The 18,300-nt window shown below is 60.2% G+C and carries 15 protein-coding genes; 3 read left to right on the forward strand and 12 right to left on the reverse strand.

Features of this window, described 5'->3' with window-relative positions; translation table 11 throughout:
- Entirely contained in the window at positions 1 to 1,668 is a 1,668-nt protein-coding gene (locus tag RY113_RS16960; RefSeq protein WP_315915562.1) for an ATP-binding protein, read from the reverse strand.
- A 222-nt stretch (positions 1,669 to 1,890) separates the two neighbouring features.
- Here RY113_RS16960 and RY113_RS16965 point away from each other — a divergent pair, with 222 nt between their 5' ends.
- Positions 1,891 to 2,739 carry a response regulator transcription factor gene (locus RY113_RS16965; RefSeq protein WP_110104543.1) on the forward strand — a complete coding sequence of 283 codons (849 nt, stop codon included), beginning with the start codon at positions 1,891 to 1,893 and terminating at the stop codon, positions 2,737 to 2,739.
- Between the two features lie 103 nt (positions 2,740 to 2,842).
- On the opposite strand, the gene RY113_RS16970 is transcribed toward RY113_RS16965, so the two are convergent.
- From RY113_RS16970 to RY113_RS16985, 4 genes are all read right to left on the reverse strand, one after another.
- Positions 2,843 to 4,642 carry a biotin carboxylase N-terminal domain-containing protein gene (locus RY113_RS16970; RefSeq protein ID WP_315915564.1) on the reverse strand — a complete coding sequence of 600 codons (1,800 nt, stop codon included), beginning with the start codon at positions 4,640 to 4,642 and terminating at the stop codon, positions 2,843 to 2,845.
- 122 nt (positions 4,643 to 4,764) lie between these two features.
- Positions 4,765 to 5,142, reverse strand: a complete 378-nt coding sequence (locus tag RY113_RS16975; protein WP_315915566.1) for a transcriptional regulator — start codon at positions 5,140 to 5,142, stop codon at positions 4,765 to 4,767.
- The gene (locus RY113_RS16980) at positions 5,139 to 5,582 is read right to left on the reverse strand and encodes a hypothetical protein (protein WP_315915568.1); all 444 of its coding nucleotides are present in this window, start codon (positions 5,580 to 5,582) and stop codon (positions 5,139 to 5,141) included. Before RY113_RS16980 ends, RY113_RS16975 begins: the two co-directional genes overlap by 4 nt.
- A gap of 107 nt (positions 5,583 to 5,689) precedes the next feature.
- Entirely contained in the window at positions 5,690 to 6,322 is a 633-nt protein-coding gene (locus RY113_RS16985; RefSeq protein WP_110104539.1) for a nucleoside triphosphate pyrophosphatase, read from the reverse strand.
- A 142-nt stretch (positions 6,323 to 6,464) separates the two neighbouring features.
- On the opposite strand from RY113_RS16985, the gene RY113_RS16990 reads away from it, so the two are divergent.
- Positions 6,465 to 8,534, forward strand: a complete 2,070-nt coding sequence (locus RY113_RS16990) for an MFS transporter (RefSeq protein ID WP_315915569.1) — start codon at positions 6,465 to 6,467, stop codon at positions 8,532 to 8,534.
- Complete coding sequence (locus RY113_RS16995; RefSeq protein ID WP_315915570.1) at positions 8,534 to 9,085, forward strand: TetR family transcriptional regulator; 552 nt, start codon at positions 8,534 to 8,536, stop codon at positions 9,083 to 9,085. The genes RY113_RS16990 and RY113_RS16995 overlap by 1 nt, the downstream gene beginning before the upstream one ends.
- Positions 9,086 to 9,369: 284 nt before the next feature.
- Here the strand turns inward: RY113_RS16995 and RY113_RS17000 are convergent, their stop codons facing one another.
- From RY113_RS17000 to RY113_RS17030, 7 genes are all read right to left on the reverse strand, one after another.
- The gene (locus RY113_RS17000) at positions 9,370 to 9,783 is read right to left on the reverse strand and encodes a DUF779 domain-containing protein (protein WP_110104537.1); all 414 of its coding nucleotides are present in this window, start codon (positions 9,781 to 9,783) and stop codon (positions 9,370 to 9,372) included.
- 86 nt (positions 9,784 to 9,869) lie between these two features.
- Complete coding sequence (gene adhP, locus RY113_RS17005) at positions 9,870 to 10,880, reverse strand: alcohol dehydrogenase AdhP (protein ID WP_110104536.1); 1,011 nt, start codon at positions 10,878 to 10,880, stop codon at positions 9,870 to 9,872.
- Between the two features lie 179 nt (positions 10,881 to 11,059).
- Entirely contained in the window at positions 11,060 to 12,583 is a 1,524-nt protein-coding gene (locus RY113_RS17010; protein WP_315915593.1) for an aldehyde dehydrogenase family protein, read from the reverse strand.
- Positions 12,584 to 12,819: 236 nt separating this feature from the next.
- Entirely contained in the window at positions 12,820 to 14,073 is a 1,254-nt protein-coding gene (locus RY113_RS17015; RefSeq protein ID WP_315915571.1) for a GAF domain-containing protein, read from the reverse strand.
- 261 nt (positions 14,074 to 14,334) lie between these two features.
- Positions 14,335 to 16,998 carry an MMPL family transporter gene (locus RY113_RS17020; protein ID WP_315915572.1) on the reverse strand — a complete coding sequence of 888 codons (2,664 nt, stop codon included), beginning with the start codon at positions 16,996 to 16,998 and terminating at the stop codon, positions 14,335 to 14,337.
- Positions 16,999 to 17,053: 55 nt separating this feature from the next.
- Positions 17,054 to 17,686, reverse strand: coding sequence for a TetR/AcrR family transcriptional regulator (locus RY113_RS17025; RefSeq protein ID WP_315915573.1), 633 nt, complete (start codon positions 17,684 to 17,686; stop codon positions 17,054 to 17,056).
- A 138-nt stretch (positions 17,687 to 17,824) separates the two neighbouring features.
- Complete coding sequence (locus tag RY113_RS17030; RefSeq protein WP_110104531.1) at positions 17,825 to 18,205, reverse strand: YbjQ family protein; 381 nt, start codon at positions 18,203 to 18,205, stop codon at positions 17,825 to 17,827.
- Positions 18,206 to 18,300 lie beyond the last annotated feature (95 nt).

Below are 18,300 nucleotides of genomic sequence, written 5' to 3' on the forward strand. Positions count from 1 at the left end.
CTAAACGCTCACGAAGTGTGCGCCCAGCACGCACGCAGGGATGACAATCTTCATGGTGGTCCCTTTTCCTAGGTGACTCAGAACGGACAAGGTGCCGCCATGCGTTTCAATGATGGTCTTAGAGATCGTCAAACCCAGGCCTATCCCGGGGATGCCACGTTCCACAGCGGTGCCTGCGCGGTAGAACTTTTGGAACAGGCTCGCTTGCTCCGATTCGCTCATACCCAAGCCCTGATCACTGACCTCGCAGTGCAAGTCAGTGCCATACGTCCACACCTTCACCGTAAGGGTGCCACCATGGGGTGAATACTTGATGGCGTTCGAGACCAAGTTATCTAGCACCTGACTGATCCGTACGCCGTCGAGAAATGCCACCAGCGGTTCCTGGCATTGCTGCTCCAAGAGCACATTATTGGCCGCGGCGGATGGTGCAGCAGAGGCAAGGCAATCTGAGAGCAGCTGGGCCACGTTGGCCGGTGCGCGCTCCACAGTGATCGCTGAGTTGGTGAGCAAATCTGCCACCAGTCCGCTAAGACGGTCAGCATTTCTTTCGGCAATGCCCAAGAAGCGGGCTACATCCTGTGGGTCCATGTCCGGTTCTTCAAGAACTAAGGAAATGTATGATTGGATGGCCGTCAGCGGAGTGCGGAATTCATGGGAAATATTGGCCACGAAGTCATTCTTGGCGTTCATCGCCTTGACCATGTCAGTGACATCGTGGAAAGCAATAACGGAACCTTCGCTGGCTCCATCGCCGTGGCGGATCATGCGCGCCGTGGTGGACAGTGCCCGGGCCTCTTCACCAGTGCCGATCCAGATCTGGAAGTTGGTGAACGTTTCTCCATTGATGGCACGGCGCACAGGGCGTGATTCTGGCGCCAGCGGCTCTCGGTCCGGGCTAAAGAGCAGAAGCTCACTCTCATTAGGATCGGCATTGTCCACAGGGCTGCCCAAGGAGTGGATGTGCCGTTGCGCTGCGTTCATCAGCTGATCATTGCCGTCAGCATCCACCACCAGTACGCCCACGCCCACCGTGTCCACCACAGTCTCCATAAGACGCTCGCGGTGCTGGCTCTGCGCCAGTGCTTCCCGGAGTTGCTTGTCCCTGATCAGAAGGGTGTTGCGCTGGTGCTCCATGTTGGAGGTTATGACAACCACAGTGATGGCGAAGAGCAAAATTATGAGGGGGAAAAGCAGCGGTTTAGCCAAGGCCACAGCAGTGACATTTCCGGAGATGAAGACCGAAACCCAGACAATTGACAAGCTTGCTACAGTACTGGAAACTACGGCGGTTTTAGGGGCAATTCCAGAAGCGCATAGCCAAAAAACTGGAAAGAGTCCTAGTAGACCGGCCGACGAAAGCAGTGTCTGGCTGCCTTCACGGAAGAATGCCACCACGATGAAATCGAGGTAGGGAATTACCACAATGGAGGACGGATGCAGTTTATCCCACGGGACTACGAAACAAGCTACCGCCAGGAGAGCGTTGATAGTCAAGCCGATCAGCAGACGTGGGTTGCCCCAGAGGCCCGGGTATAGAGCGGCAATCAAAATGCCGGCCAAGGCTACCGTGAGAAAGAACGGGAGCTGGGCAAAGATCATCCGCCCACGCAGGGTTCGCCGGTAGAAGAGATTGCCAAGGAGCTGATTCGGGTGGGTGTCAGGCACAATTACTTCCGCTAAATTTTTTTATCACTTCCCGTGTAGAGGTGAGAGTTGCTCCGGACCAATGTGGCGGCGCTCTCATGCAATTGCTGTCCGGAACGGGAAGAACCAAAGTGTCACAGCTTAAGATGATGTCATACTTGATGTATAAACGGGTCTGTGGGCTCGCAGGACGCCATCTGTGGCGTCATGTTCTAGTTCTCAAAGTGATGTGGTAGGGGAAAAATGGACAGTCCACGTGTGGCTGTAATTGTAGAAGATGACCAGGACATTCGGGAACTGATCAGCGTCATTCTGGGTCAGTCAGGTTTTGAGGTTCATGCAGCCAGCAACGGAGCTGATGGTGTGCGGCTGGTTCGGGATAAGAAGCCTGCAATTGTGACGCTGGATCTGGGCTTACCAGACATTGACGGGTTTGAAGTAGCCCGGCGAATCCGCCTCTTCAGCGATGCTTACATCATCATGCTCACGGGGCGTGCCGATGAAATGGACACGTTGATGGGCTTGGAAACCGGCGCCGATGATTACCTGACAAAACCGTTTAGGCCCCGTGAACTACGGGCCAGAATTAGTGCCATGATGCGACGCCCGCGCTCCGCAGGCGAGGCGCCGGTGGCCGCTGCCGCCGTAGAGAATGTCCCGGTGCTGGCTCAAATGAAAATGCCGCAATCACAGCCTGCACCTGTCAACGCAGCGCAGCCTGTGAGCGCTGTGCTACCGGTGAACGCGATGGAAACCGCCCCAGTATCCACGGCCGCTCTCTCTGTGAACGGACTGGTGCTCAATAGTAGGGACCGTACGGCGGAAGTGGACGGGACGGAACTTGAGCTGACACGCACCGAGTTTGATCTGCTCCGCGCCATTGTGGACAGTGGGCGGGCGGTACGCACTAAATCGGATCTGGTCCGCTGGCTCCGCGGTGAAGAATACGATGCGGGAACTTACATCAGCGATGCTGACGAGCGCACCATTGAGGTTCATGTAGCAAATTTGCGCCGAAAATTAGGTGACAACCCCAGGGAACCCCGGTGGATCAAGACGGTTCGAGGCGTGGGCTACCGGCTAGTTCACTAGCGCAAGCTCACAGACAAAAAGGCCTCGACGGGGCTGACCAGTGCTGGTCAAGCCCGCCGAGGCCTTTTGCGCGTTTGAGCTGTTGGCTGTGTGTGGGTGGGGACTAGTCCTCGATGGTTGCCAGCACTGCACCGGCCGAGACTGTGTCTCCTGCTGCTGCGCTGAGGCCCGTGACGGTTCCGGCGCGGTGAGCTGTGAGGGGCTGCTCCATCTTCATGGCCTCCAGAACCACGATCAGATCGCCCTCGGCCACCACATCGCCGTCGGCCACGGCCACCTTCACAATGGTTCCCTGCATGGGGGAGGTCAGAGCGTTGCCGTTGGCAGCCGCCGGGCCGGAGGTGCGGTTGCGTCCGGCTTTCTTTGTCTTCTTTCCGCCGTTACTTGTTCCATTGGCCACCTGGAACGAGGCAGGCAGCGTCACCTCAAGGCGTTTGCCACCCACCTCAACGGTGACGCTTTGGCGCGTGCCGGAGCCGTCCGCGGAACCGGCGGCACCTACTAAGTCAAAGGCCGGGATGGTGTTGTTGAACTCGGTCTCGATCCAACGGGTGTGCGTGGTGAACGCGGAGCCGTCGGTGGGGGCGAACGCCGGGTCCACCACCACGGCGCGGTGGAAGGGCAGCACCGTGGGCAGACCGCCGATCTGCATTTCCGCCAGCGCGCGGCTGGAGCGTTGCAGGGCTTGTTCTCGGGTGGCGCCGGTGACGATGAGCTTGGCGAGCATCGAATCGAAGTTCCCACCAATGACCTCTCCGGCGGTGATCCCGGAATCGACGCGGACGCCGGGGCCGGTAGGCAATTCCATGGTGGTGACGGTGCCCGGTGCGGGCATGAAGCCCCGGCCCGGGTCCTCGCCGTTGATGCGGAATTCGATGGAGTGGCCACGGATTTCGGGGTCCCCGTAGCCGAGTAGCTCACCGCAAGCCAGGCGGAACTGTTCACGGACCAGGTCAATGCCGGTGACCTCTTCGGAGACAGTGTGCTCCACCTGCAGGCGCGTGTTGACCTCCAGGAAGGAGATGGTGCCGTCGGTGGCAACCAGGAACTCGCAGGTGCCGGCGCCTAGGTACTTGGCTTCCTTCAAGATGGCCTTGGAGGATTCGTAGAGGCGCTTGTTCTGCTCCTCGGTGAGGAACGGTGCCGGGGCTTCTTCAACAAGCTTCTGGTTGCGGCGCTGCAGTGAGCAATCGCGTGTTGAAATTACCACCACATTGCCTGCAGCATCTGCCAGACATTGGGTTTCCACGTGGCGCGGGGAGTCCATGAAGCGTTCTACAAAGCACTCGCCACGTCCAAAGGCTGCCACAGCCTCGCGGACGGCTGATTCGTACAGTTCGGGTATTTCCTCACGGGTGCGGACCACTTTGATACCTCGGCCGCCACCGCCAAAGGCTGCTTTGATGGCCAGGGGAAGGCCAAATTCGTCGGCGAAGTCCAGAACTTCCTGGGTGGATTGCACCGGGTTCTTGGTGCCAGGAACCAGCGGGGCGCCCACTTTTTCGGCGATGTGGCGGGCCTGGACCTTATCTCCCAGGGCAGCGATGGCCTCGGGGGAGGGGCCAATCCAAGTCATGCCTGCGTCAATGACCAGCTGGGCGAACTCGGCATTTTCGGCCAGGAAGCCGTAACCGGGGTGCACGGAGTCGGCTCCCGAGCGGCGTGCGGCGTCGATGATCTTCTCCATCACCAGGTAGGAGTCCGCTGCGGTGGTGCCGCCCAGGGCAAACGCCTCGTCAGCCATCCGCACGTGCAGTGCTTCCCTGTCCGGTTCGGCGTAGACGGCAACGGAAGCGATGCCTTCATCGCGGGCCGCCCGGATGATGCGGACGGCAATTTCGCCGCGATTGGCGATCAGTACTTTGCTCAGCTTTTTTGCCGGGGCAGATGGTGAAATGCTCACTGACGGACTCCTTCTATTCTCAAGAGAGCCTAGCGTGCATATGTGGATTTTCCTCACACATCATGCCCTTTATGCGTGTGGGCGCGACTTCTTTTGTGGGATTCCTACAATTATTGCCTTGGTTACTCTCCGGCAATAAGGCGCAGCGTAGCCAGGTGGTGTTCCCACGCCTGCGTTCCTGCTGCTGTGAGTTTCACTGATGTGCGTGGAAACTTGCCCACGAACGCCTTCTTGATCTCCACAAATCCGGCCTTCTCCAATGCGGAGAGCTGCTTGCTCAGGACCGAATCGCTAACTTGGATGGTGTTGCGTAGGTCCTTGAAGTCCAAGCTCTCTGTCCTGGACAGGGACGCGGCAATGGAAAACCTGACAGGCTGGTGTAGGACCTCGCTGAGCTCATGGCGGGGATGAAGTGGGGCTTCTTCATGTGCTGGCACGCTTCCCGCTTCCTGCTTACTTGCCTTCTGGCCACCTGCCTTTTGTGCCGGTGACCCGTTCATGCCCGCAGCTCCCTGAATGCGGCGGCCAGGCCAAGTACGGCTAAGGCGGCGGCGGCCGGAATGTAGTAGGCGAGGCTGCCGTGCGGGAAGACGAAGGCACCCACCAGCAGTGCGATGACGTAGAGGCCCATGTATCCGAACATGGATGTCAGGAACCGTTTGCTAAAGCCTGTTTTTGTGGTGCGCTGCATGAGTGGCCAGATGGTGGCGTTGATGGCAGCCCAGATGCCCACTGTCACAGCAAGTAAAGGTGCGCCATAGCCGGTGTGGGCCACGATGTGCAGGCCAATCATGAGCATGGAGCCAAGAATTGCCAGGGAGTTGAAGACCATGGCGGCGGGCCAGCCTGCAGCATTCGTGGCGGTGGTGCCAATTCCTTCGGCCCGGGCGAGAAGTTCGCGGGCTTCCTCGGCGGAGGGGGAGCTGTTCTGGGCTGACATGACCGTCCCTTTCATATACGTGAGCCTTGCTTCTAGCCCAACTATACGAAAGTACTTTCCGCCCCGTCAAGTGGTTTCTTAGGCTCATGGGGCCTGCGGGCGCGGACCTAGCTGCCCCAGAAATCCGTAATGGCTACTCCATGTTTGGCCAACAGGCGGCGCAGCGTTGAAATTGACAGCCCCACCACCGTGTGGGGATCGCCCTCCACGCTGGTGATGAACGCGCCTGCCAGGCCATCGATGGTGAACGCGCCCGCAACGTGCAAGGGCTCGCCAGTGGCTACATAGGCGTCAATTTCAGCATCGGAGACGTCTTCAAAGGTGACCGCAGCGCTGGTGAGCTCTCCGTACCCAACGGGAGTTTCGGCGCAGTCCGTGGCTGTATTGCCTAAAGAAATGAGCCAATGCCCGGTGTGGAGAACTCCCGAGCGCCCGCGCATCAACTGCCAGCGCTCCTTGGCAATGGCCGGCTCCCAGGGTTTGCCGTACGGGACGCCGTCGAGCTCAAAGACGGAATCGCAGCCAATCACCAGTGACCCGGACGGGGCGGTGGCAGCGACGGATTCGGCCTTGGCCCGGGCCAGTAGGAGTGCGGTCTCCGCGGGGGTGATGGGGCCGGCGGCGGCAGTCAACGCATCCTCATCGGTGTCAGAAACCTGGACGGTGTGGGTAATGCCGGCGTCGGTGAGTAGTTTGGTGCGGGCGGCAGAAGCGGAGGCGAGGATCAGCTGCAATGTCATGCTCCCAGCCTAAGTGGGGTTCCTCTCTTTGCTAACTTTTGGGGCAGAAAGATCTTGACGTGAGGTGGTGAACGGTGATTCACTAAAGGAGTGAACGAGCGTTCACCATATTCATTTTCAACGCAAGAGGCAGTACCTGCCAGTGCAATTGCGAGTCCCTCAAGGGAACCAGGGAACCGCCAAGCCAAAGCGCACCTCCCTTGTCATCACCATCTTGTGCCTGGCGGGTACCGTGGTGGCGCTGCAGCAGACCATGGTGGTGCCGCTGCTGCCGGACTTCCCTCGAATCTTGAACACCTCCCCGGAAAACACCTCCTGGCTGGTCACCATCACGTTGCTGACAAGCGCCATTGCCACGCCCATCATTTCCCGTCTGGCGGATATGTACGGCAAGCGCCGCATGATGGTGATCGCCATGATCACCATGGTGATTGGCTCTGTCATTGCAGCCGCGGGCGGTAGCCTGCTCACACTGTTGGTGGGCCGCGCGTTCCAAGGGCTCGCCGCTTCCTTGATCCCCGTAGGCATCAGCATCATGCGTGATGAGCTCCCACGCGAAAAGGTGGCCTCCGCGGTGGCGTTGATGAGCGCTACCTTGGGTATTGGTAGTGCGTTGGGCCTGCCGCTGGCCGGGCTGATCTACCAATCCTTTGGCTGGCAGGCAATTTTCTGGGTTTCTGCCGTGGTGGGCGTATTGCTGATCATCGCCGTCATCATGGTGGTGCCGGAATCTTCCCTACGCACCAAAGGAAAGTTCGACGCCGTCGGTGCTCTCTTGCTCACGGCCGCACTGACATCATTGCTGCTCGCCATCTCCAAGGGTGGGCATTGGGGATGGAGCAGCGAGCCGGTGATTCTGCTGTTCTTGGGAACGGCCGTCCTCCTCGCCTTCTGGTTCCCGTATGAGCTCAAGGTCGGCCAGCCCATGGTGGATTTGCGCACCTCCGCACGGAAACCAGTCCTGCTGACCAACATCGCCTCCATCCTGGTGGGCTTCTCCATGTATGCGAACATGCTCAGCACTACCCAGCAACTCCAACTGCCCAATGTTGGCGGCTATGGTTTTGGGCTCAGCATTGTTATTGCAGGCCTGTGCATGGTGCCCTCCGGGCTTGCCATGGTGGCCCTGGCACCCATCTCCGCGCTCATCACCAAACGCTACGGAGCCAAAATCACCCTCATAGTGGGTGGCCTGGTGCTGGCAGTTTCCTATGTGGCACGGGTGTTCCTCACAGGGGAAGTGTGGATGGTGGTTCTGGGCGCCACGTTCGTCAGCATGGGAACGGCCATTGCCTACGCCGCGATGCCAACCTTGATCATGCGCTCGGTACCCATCACCGAGACAGCGTCCGCCAACGGTTTGAACTCCCTACTGCGCGCCGTGGGTACTTCCACCATGTCCGCCGTCGTCGGTGTTGTGTTGACCTCAGCGGTGGTTCATGTGGGCCCCTTGGCGCTGCCCACCGAGGACGCCTTCAAGACAGTGTTCTGGTATGCGGCCATCGCCGCCTTGCTCTCCATTGCCGTGGCCGTGTTCATTCCGCGTGTCCAGACCGCCCCGGGAATGACACCGGGTACCGTGAGCGGGATATACGCGCCGGATCCCAGGGCCGTCAGTAGTAAACCCGTCACCGAGCGCGTCACTGAGCCCGCCACTGAGAACGAAATTCTTGTCAACGGCACCGTCACCGGCCCGCATTTGAGGCCGATCAAGCAGGCCGTGGTCAATGCGCTGCACACTAACGGGGAACCTGCGGATTGGAGCCGTGCGGACAATGAAGGGCGCTATTCCTTGATCCTGCCCGATTCCGGCCGCTATCTGCTGGTTTCCAGCGCCGATGGCTGGACTCCGAGTTCGCAGGTTTTGGAGTTTGCCGATCCGACCAGCTGGCATGACATTCACTTAGCGCACCGGCTGATGCTCTCCGGTAGGGTGAGCGATGGTGCTGTGCCACTGGCAGGTGCCATGGTGACATTGACTAAGACCACAGGGGAGTTTGTGATGTCCACGTTCAGTAACGATGAAGGCCTCTACGAGGTTCCGCTGCCACCGGTTGGCCGCTATATTCTGACCGGACTGGATCCCCAAGTGCAGACCAGCACGTCACTGTCCGTGCTGCTCACAGCACGCTCAGCAACTATTGATTTGTGCCTGCCGGCCGCCGGTAAGCCGCCCGCCTTACTGTCAGGAAATGCCTCGGTGCGTCCCTGATGGGCCGTCCCAGTACACGCGAGGCCATCATCGAAGCTGCCAGAAAGCTCTTCGGCCAACGGGGCTACTCCGCCGTCACGGTTAAAGATGTTGCGGCGCTCGCAGGATATTCCCCTGCCATGGTGATGAAAGTGATGGGGAGCAAGGCCAAACTCTATGCGGCGGCCGCCCCCCAGGTGCCGAGTTCAGATTTGCAGTCAGGTCTAGAGGAGCCGTTGGGTTTTTCCCTGGTGCGGCGGATCTTGTTGCGGCGCCAGACTGAAGAGTCCGAGCCTTGGGCCATGGTGGCTCTCTTAGTCCAGGACGCCCCGGATCATGAGGCCGGTCAGCGCGATTTACGTGAACGGTATGTCCGCTGGATTGCGCAGCGGATCGGGGATACCTCACCCACCCGCTATAAGTCCCAATTAGTGGTCTGCATTGTCATGGGGTTGGGGGCCGGAATCCGGGTCTTGGGGCTCCTGCACCCGGATGAAATGGCCGAGGAATTGCTCATCCAGCAATATGGCGCCCTTGTCCAGGGCATCATTGACGATCCCGCCCTGCCCTAAAACCTGCCCAACCCGCTCCCGAGTATGGAAGTGTTCACGGAGGGGAACCACAGCGCCGGAGCAACTCACCTAAGCTGGGGGATGGACACCGCAGGGATCCAGGTGCCGCGAGGCTTCACAACAAGGAAACAGGGGGCGTAGATGGAAATCGCCATGGCAGGAGCCATCATGGTGGCAGTAGTAGCAGTCATTGTGCAAAAGAGCCGGCAACGCCGGAACCGGCGGAAGTAGCCGCCGCCGTCGCCCGTTCAGCCGGCGTCGCCCGTTCAGCCGCCGTCGCCCGTTCAGCTGGCGGGACGGAAACCGTCCACGAGGCGGGAGCGAATCAAGAATCGTTTGCCTTCAGGGGCTTCCACGGAGAAGCCGCTGCCACGCCCGGCCACCACATCAATGCTCAGATGAGTGTGTGACCAGTAGTTGAATTGTTCCTTGGACATCCAAAATTCAAGTGGCCCACAGCCGGGCACCTCAAAGAGTCCCAGTAAAATGTCAGCCTCAGCCGTGATGAACTCACCTGCCGGGTAACACATGGGGGAGGAGCCATCGCAGCAGCCACCGGATTGATGGAACATCAAGGGGCCGTGCTTCAGCCACAGTTTTTGCAGCAGTTCCACGGCGGTGCCGGACATGGCCACGCGTGAGGCTCTCTCGCCGTCGATGGTGATGGCGGCAGCCAAGGTTTCGGGTGTGGCGTCCATGGAAATGCTCCTGCGCTGAAGGGGATGAGGGGTGGATCCTGGTGCCGGGACGCAATGGGAGCAGCGGCCCGGAACCAGGATATTTTTTAGTACTTGATGACCACGCGGCCGTCAATCTTTCCCGCACGCATTTCCTCGAGGACCTCGTTGATTTCTCCCAAGCTCCGGGTGGCGACTGTGGGGTGGATCAGGCCGCGGGCGTAGAAGTCGATTGCTTCTTCCATGTCCTGGCGAGTGCCAACAATGGACCCGCGGATCGTTAGACCCTTGAGTACCACCTCGAAGATGGGTGCCGGGAAGTCACCCGGGGGAAGGCCGTTGAAGACGATGGTGCCGCCGCGGCGGGTCATGCCGATCGCCTGGCCAAATGCCGCCGGGTGAACTGCGGTCACCAGCACGCCGTGAACGCCTCCGGTTTCGCGCTGAATGGCCGCAACCGGATCCTCGTTGGCGGCGTTGACGGTGATTTCGGCACCGTGTTTACGGGCCAGGGCGAGCTTGTCCTCGGCAATGTCCACGGCGGCCACGCGCAGCCCCATGGCTACGGCATACTGGACCGCAATGTGCCCGAGCCCGCCAATTCCTGAGATGACAACCCACTGGCCAGGACGGGCCTCGGTCATCTTCAGGCCTTTGTACACGGTGACGCCGGCACACAGCACTGGAGCGATCTCCACAGGGTCAAGTCCGTCGGGAATACGGGGCGCAAAGTCAGCATCAACCAGCATGTACTCGCCAAACGAGCCGTCCACACTGTAACCGCCGTTTTCCTGCGATTCGCACAGGGTCTCCCACCCTGTGCGGCAGTATTCACAATCCCCGCATGCCGTCCACAGCCAGGCATTGCCCACCCGGTCACCCACCGCGAGGGAAGTGACACCCTCACCAATTGCCACAACATCGCCCACACCCTCGTGGCCGGGGACAAAAGGCGGGCTGGGCTGTACGGGCCAGTCTCCCTCAGCCGCGTGGAGGTCGGTGTGGCAGACGCCGGTGGCGATCAGCTTGACCAGTGCCTGCCCCGGGCCGGGAGTGGGAAGAGGGTACTGCTCAATACGCAGAGGTGCGCCAAATTCGGTGACAACTGCTGCTTGCATCGTAGACATGAGGATCTCTTTTCTGTGGGTGGGGCAGGGTGGCTGGGTGCGCCGGGTACCTGCGGGAGGTGCCCGGCGTCGTGCTTGGCATTGCTGGGATAGGGATCCCAAAAAACCAACCATTACAGCGATAGCGTTCCTAGGAAACACGCCATTGCTGGGATAGCGTGCGGGGAGGGTTAGAAGAAGCCGAGCTTGTCTTCGCTGTAGCTGACCAGCAGGTTCTTGGTCTGCTGGTAGTGATCGAGCATCATGGCGTGGTTCTCACGTCCTATACCGGAGGACTTGTACCCGCCAAACGCGGCACCGGCAGGGTACGCGTGGTAGTTGTTGACCCACACGCGCCCGGCCTGGATCTCCCGGCCGGCACGGTAGGCAACATTGCCGTTACGGGACCAGACGCCAGCGCCCAGACCGTAGAGGGTGTCGTTGGCAATGTGCAGGGCGTCGGCATAGTCATCAAAGCTGGTCACCGCCAGCACTGGGCCAAAGATCTCCTCCTGGAAGATGCGCATGTCATTGGTGCCCTCAAAGATGGTGGGCTTGACGTAGTAGCCGCCGGCAAGGTCCCCTGGCAGGATGTTGCGCTCGCCGCCGGTGAGGACCTTGGCGCCTTCCTGCTTGCCGATGTCCATGTAGGAGAGGATCTTCTCCATCTGGTCATTGGAGGCCTGGGCGCCGATCTGGGTGTCCGTGTCCAAGGGGTTGCCCTGGATGATGGCTTCGGTGCGTGCTACGGCGTCGGCCATGAAGGCTTCATATATGGAGCTCTGGACCAGTGCGCGCGAGGGGCAGGTGCAGACTTCACCCTGGTTGAAGGCGTACATGGTGAAACCTTCAAGTGTCTTGTCGTAGAAGGCGTCATCCTTCTCCATCACGTCATCGAAGAAGATGTTGGGGCTCTTCCCGCCCAGCTCGAGCGTGACAGGGATCAGGTTCTGGCTGGCGTACTGGCTGACGAGCCGGCCCGTGGTGGTCTCACCCGTGAACGCGATCTTACGGATGCGCTTGGAGGAGGCCAGCGGCTTGCCGGCTTCCACCCCGAAGCCATTGACTACGTTGATGACGCCGGCGGGCAGGATGTCTGCGAGCAGTTCCATCAACACCAGGATGGAGGCGGGGGTTTGTTCTGCCGGTTTCAGTACCACGGCGTTGCCCGCAGCGAGTGCTGGGGCCAGCTTCCAGACGGCCATCAGGATGGGGAAGTTCCAGGGGATGATCTGGCCCACCACACCGAGCGGCTCGTGGAAGTGGTAGGCGGTGGTGTTCTCATCGATCTGGGTTAGGCGGCCTTCTTGGGCGCGGACCACGGAGGCGAAGTAGCGGAAGTGATCGGCGGCCAGCGGGATGTCAGCGTTGAGGGTTTCACGCACTGCCTTGCCGTTATCCCACGATTCTGCAACGGCGAGCAGTTCCACATTCTCATCAATCCTGTCAGCCACCCTGTTCAAGATGGCTGCCCGCTCCGTGGCGGAGGTGGCGCCCCAGCTTGGTGCCACCTTGTGCGCTGCATCCAGCGCCAGCTCAATGTCCTCGGCCGTGCCGCGGGCCACTTCACAAAAGACCTTGCCGGTCACGGGGGTGATGTTCTCGAAGTATTCGCCCTTGACGGGGGCAACCCATTCCCCGCCGATCCAGTTTTCATAGCGGTCCTTGAACGTTACTACTGAACCCTCGGTACCGGGTTGTGCATAAACAGCCATGGTGGAAACTCCTTCGCGGTGGGGGACATCGGTGTCCTTGACCAGAAGCGTACGGGGAGCCACGTTGCAACCACGTTGCATGAGCTAGATCACACGGGCGCGAGGGGTTGGTAAAAAAGCTGGATGGAACGCTGAACAAAGCCTCACTCTCGCCCACAGAAGCAGACGCGGTGAACAGCAAAGAGTTGGCGGCTGTGGCTTGGGGCGGCGTTGGAGAGGCAGGGCGTCCTCGCAACTTAGCCCTCCAGTGCCTCCAGCGCCTCAAGATGAGCCACCACGGCGGAGCGCTTGGGTGAGCGCGGCGGCAGCAGACGCAGTGCTGTGCGCCAGGCATCGACGTCGTCCGCGGCTTCGCGAAGCTGGAGGTAACCCAGCAGAGTTTCCAGGCTGGCATCGGTGAGAATGGCCTCACGCACGTGGATCGCCAACCTGCTCCGGAGCGCCTCAATGGCGGGCGCCAGGGAGCGGGGCATGAGCTCGCCCGGGTATATTTTCAGGGCCAGGCGGTGCGCGCCACGGTCAAGATAATGACGGACCTGCTCGGCGTCCACCACGAGCGCGCGCGGCAGCCTGTAGGGGCGAGATTCCGGGACAAGGCTGGGTGCGGCGGACAGCAGGAGTTTGCGCAGCCGCACCATTTCCGCCCGGATACTACTCAGGGATGAGCCGGCGGGATAGATCTTGCCGGTGAGTTCTTCGGCAGTGAGCCCGCCGGGGTGCAGGGCCAGCATGGTCAGGATTTCGGTGTGCCGCTCGCTGAGAATTACAGCCTGGCCGGCCACGTGCAACAGGCCCTGATCGCGCCCTAAAATTTGCAAGCTATCCCGGTACAGAGGCTTGGTGGTGCTGGGCGTGTTGGTGGTGCGGGTGCCGGTGTCCCTGATTGCGGCACGTTGTTCCAGCCGTTCGATCCGCAGCTGGGATTCTGCGGCAGCCACGGTGGCTTGGACCAGGGAGAGGGTGTTGGCGCCCACGGCCTCGGCGCCGCCCGTAATGTCCACAACTCCCAGCAGGGAGCCGGAATCGGGATCGTGCACGGGAACCGCTGTGCAGCTCCACGAATGGACGGCGGAGCTGAAATGCTCTTGGCCGGTGATTTGCACACTCTTTCCCAGCACCAGGGCGGTGCCAGGAGCGCTGGTTCCCACCACCGTCTCAGACCAGTCGGCCCCCGTAGCAAAGTTAATGATTTCGCCGTTGCGCCGGGCACTCGAGTCACCCTCCACCCAGAGGAGCCGGCCATGCTCATCGCCCACGGCCACCAGCAGCCCGGTATCGCGGCTGGGCTCTACTAGCAGCTTGGTGATGACGGGCATGATCGAGGCCAAGGGGTGATCTTGGCGGATTTCGAGCAGTTCACGGCTTTCCCACACCAGCGGCGGGGTGAGCCCGGCCGGCGTGGTCAGGGTCTTCAGAGAACGTAACCAGGATTCACGCACCAGCGCACGCATGGCGGGCAGGTCCTCAACAAGGTGGCGTAGGGGGGACATTTACTTCTCCATTGCCTGCGTGTGGGTGGTAACGGCCGCGCTAATCCCGCATGAATGTGCCGTAGATCACCACTCTAGTGCAGTGCGCACTGCGGTTGCACGGGCTGTGGTTGCACGGCTGCGGTTGCACGGGCTGCGGTTGGTGACACTGGGCCATTGTGCAGAAACGCAATCGAGTACGCAGCTGGTGGGCCTCTTTGGCTGGCCAACAGCTGCGTACTCGATTTTTAGATGACGATTTGTGCCCGCCGGCGTGCGGTCCTAGCCGTTGACCTGCACCGGCTCCAGCTCTGAGGCATCCGAAGGACCGGTCAGGTTGGCGAGTTTGGCACCCTCAACATCAACGTCAGGCAGGATTTTATCCAGCCACTTCGGGATCCACCATGCCGACTTGCCCATGAGGTGCATGGCGGCCGGAACAATGGTCATGCGGACCACGAACGCGTCAATGAGAACACCAAATGCCAAGGCAAAGCCGAGGGGGCGCACCATGGTCAGGTGGCTGAAAATGAAGCCGGAGAACACGCTGACCATGATGATCGCTGCGGCGGTGACAACGGGTGCTGCATGTTTGAACCCGGTGCGCACAGCCTGCTTGGCATCCTGTCCATGGGCGTACGCTTCCCGCATTCCTGAGGAGATGAACACCTGGTAGTCCATAGCCAGTCCAAACAGCACACCTATCAAGATGATGGGCAAAAAGCTCAGAACCGCAGCTGGGTTGGGCACATCGAAGATCCCACCGAGCCAGCCCCACTGGTAGACGGCTACCACGCCGCCAAAGGCTGCCACCAGTGAGAGCAAGAAGCCGGCCGTTGCCAGCAACGGCACCAGGATGGAGCGGAAGACCAGGATCAACAGGATCAAGGACAGTCCCACAACAATGGCCAGGTAGGGCGGAAGCGCCGCACCCAATTTCTCGGAGACATCAACATTGGCAGCTGTTTGGCCCGTCAATCCAATGCTCACATCATGATCAGCCAAGATGGTGGCGCCTTCGCTGCGCAGATCATGAACAACCTGGACCGTGCTTTCACTGGCTGGTCCTTCCTTCGGGATGACCTGGTACACAGCAGTGCGGTTATCCGCGCTGAGCGTGACTGGAACTGCCGCGATGACGTTGGGAACAGAACGCAACTGATCAGCAACATCCAAATTCAGTACGGTAGCTTGTGCTTCATCCAGCCCTGCCGGGAGTGAAGCTACTACGATGATGGGCCCGTTCATGCCCTCACCAAAGTTCTTGCCCGTAATGGAGTACGCCTGGTAGGCGCTGGAATCGACAGGCTCGGAGCCGCCGTCGGGCAGGGCCAAACGCAGACCGGTAGCCGGGATCGCGATGACTACTAGTGCTAAGACAGCGGTGATGAGTGAGATCAGGGGATGCCTGGTGACAAGGCCACCCCAGCCTCGGGCGCTGCGAGCAATGTCCGCGGCTTCATCGGCGGCGCCCTGCTCAGTCTTAGTCAAGCCCACCAACGTGGCCTCATGCTTGGCAGTGGCAACAGTATTTTTAGCCCACGCCTTTTTGGAAATGATCCGGGTGCCAATCAGTGAGAGCAGGGCAGGTGTCAGGGTCAGGGCAATCAGCACGGAAACTGCCACGGTGGCCGCCGCGGCCAGGCCCAAGATGGCTAAGAACGGCAATCCCGTCACCGAGAGTGCTGCCAAGGCAATAACCACGGTCAAACCGGCGAAGGTCACTGCATTACCTGAGGTGCCTGTGGCCTTGGCAATGGATTCCCGCACGTCCATGCCCGCCAACAGCTGCTGGCGGTGCCTGTTCACAATGAACAAGGAGTAATCAATGCCTACCGCAAGCCCCAACATCAAGGCCAGCATGGGGGAGATGGAGGACATTTCAATAACCGTGGTCAGGGCCATGGTGCCGCCAACACCAATGCCTACGCCCACAACAGCCATGAGCAGGGGCAGGCCTGCAGCAACAAAAGTACCCAACATGATCAACAGCACGGCAGCGGCAACCGCAATACCTAGCACCTCGGAGATCCCAAACAGCTCCGAGACGTCTTCGACGATCTCCTTGCTGTAGTTCACCGTTACGCCGTCAGTCTCCAGGACGTTGAGCTTGTCCTGAACCAGCTGCCGGTTGGCTGGGGTCACAGCGTTCATTGACTCGGAGAACTGAATCTGGCCAATGGCGGCCTTGCCGTTTTCAGACACAAAAAGGATACCCGCGGCCGCATCTGCCTTGCGCTGGCCGATCGAAAGTTCGGCCCGCTTGGCAGCCAAGGTGGCCTGCCCGGAGTCGTACTCGGCTTGCCCGGCGTCAACTTTATCCTTGCCGGCCTGCCACTGTGCCTTTTGCGCATCAAGTTGGGCTTGACCGGCAGCGAGCTGCGCGGCAGCCCCTTGGGCCTGAGGGGAGCCGGCCGGAAGGGCCGCAATTTGCTCCTTTTGGGCATCGAGCTGGGCTTGGCCGGCATCTAGTTTGGCCTTAGCTGCGGCAACGCCCTTCAGGCCTGCGTCCAGTTCAGGCTTTTTGGCGGCAGCTTGGGCCTCTCCAGCGGCAAGTTTCTTGGCGCCGTCGGCTAGTTGCGCTGCGCCAGCTTCCTTCTGTGCCGTCACCAGGAAGGGGTCAATGACACCCTTGACGCTAGGAACGGAGGTCACGGACTGCAAGGCCGCGGTGATGTTCTTCTCCTGGGCGGAGGTGAACTGCAATCCGTCAGCACTGGTGAACACCACTGCCCCGGTACCCCCGGAGGCTTCCGGTAGCTCCGCCTGGAGTTTATCCGCCATCTGCTGGGTTTCAGTGCCAGGAATTTCGAAGTTGTTGGACATGGGGCCCATGAACAGTGCAACAGCGCCACCCACCAAACCCATGATGACCGCCCAAGCGGCAATAACCAGCCATGCGCGGCGGGCGGCTAAGCGCCCTAATCGATAAAGCCAAAGGGCCATGATCAATCCGTTCTTTCATGTAGTGCCTGCGCAGAAACTGCGCCAGCGGGTAGACCTAGTTGGGGAAGCCTTGACGAATAAGGGAAATAGCGGCCTGGAGTTTGTTGCGTAGATCGCTCAACGATGCTTGCGTGACATCGGTTCCATGTTCTAAAAACCAGACCAGGAAGGCGGCCCGCCCACCGCCAATAACAGCACCTACCAAGGTGAAGAGGAACAGCTCATCTGTGCCTGCAGGCATCCTGTCCCGGGCGAATTGGGTGATCTTGGTGCTGCATTCATCCCACGCTTGAAGTTGGAAACGGCTGAGCTGAGGGTCCTGGGTGAGTGCAAAAGTTTCTGCCAGTATGCCCAGATCGTGGGCATTACCTAGGGCGGAGAGCGCAATTTGTGCGGACTCCAGAAGCGGCTCGCCAGCCGGGCGGGCTTCCAATTCCACAATGACTTGATCCAGATAGTTCTGGGTGAAGCTTGCAACGGCCGCTTCCACAGAGGAGAAGTAGTTAAAGAAGGTGCGCCGGGATACTCCGGCAGCTTCAGCTACGTCATCCACAGTGAAAGTGTTCAAGTCACCGCTGCGAAGAAAATCTAGTGCAGCTAGTGCGATTGCTTCACGGGTGGCTGCCTTATTGAGCTCACGCCGGGACGTGGGCGCCACCGTGAGAGGGAGAGATTCAGGAAAACTCATATTGCTACACTAAGTGCAAAGATGCACTAAGTGCAAGTAGCCATCCAGGGTGCGGTGAAAGTTGCTGTGGAGGAGGCTGGGTGCCGGCTGCGGTTGGCACCCAGCCTCCTGACCTGGGGGTTCTCAGCCCGGCAGCTCTTAGCCCTGGGGGTTCTGGGAAAGGTAGACCGACTGGCCGGTTGCGCCGGGTTCGCCCGCGCCCAGCGGAATGGCAAAGACTGCGGTGCCGTAGACGCAGACCTCTGTCCAGGTGCCGCCCATTTCCGAGGTGTCAAAGCGGGTGGCAACAATGGCGTTGGCACCCTTCTGCTGGGCTTCGGTAACCATGCGGGCCACAACTTCCTGGCGGCTTTCGTAGAGGGCCTTGGTCATTTCGGGCAGTTCTCCGCCGCCCAAGGAGCGGAAGCTGGCGGTGAACTGTGCGCCCACGTGGCGGGAGCGCACGGTGAGGCCCATGACCTCACCAAAAACTGCGTCAATCTTGTAGCCGGGCAGGTCGTTTGTGGTGACGATGATCATTGCTGGTCCCTAAATGTTCGGTGCTGAAAATTCGTTGCGTTAGGAATCATACGGGCCAGTGCTGTGGGGAACTGCCACAGGTGACAGCGCCCTTA

This window comes from Arthrobacter sp. lap29, from assembly GCF_032458965.1.
Classification (GTDB): domain Bacteria; phylum Actinomycetota; class Actinomycetes; order Actinomycetales; family Micrococcaceae; genus Specibacter; species Specibacter psychrochitiniphilus.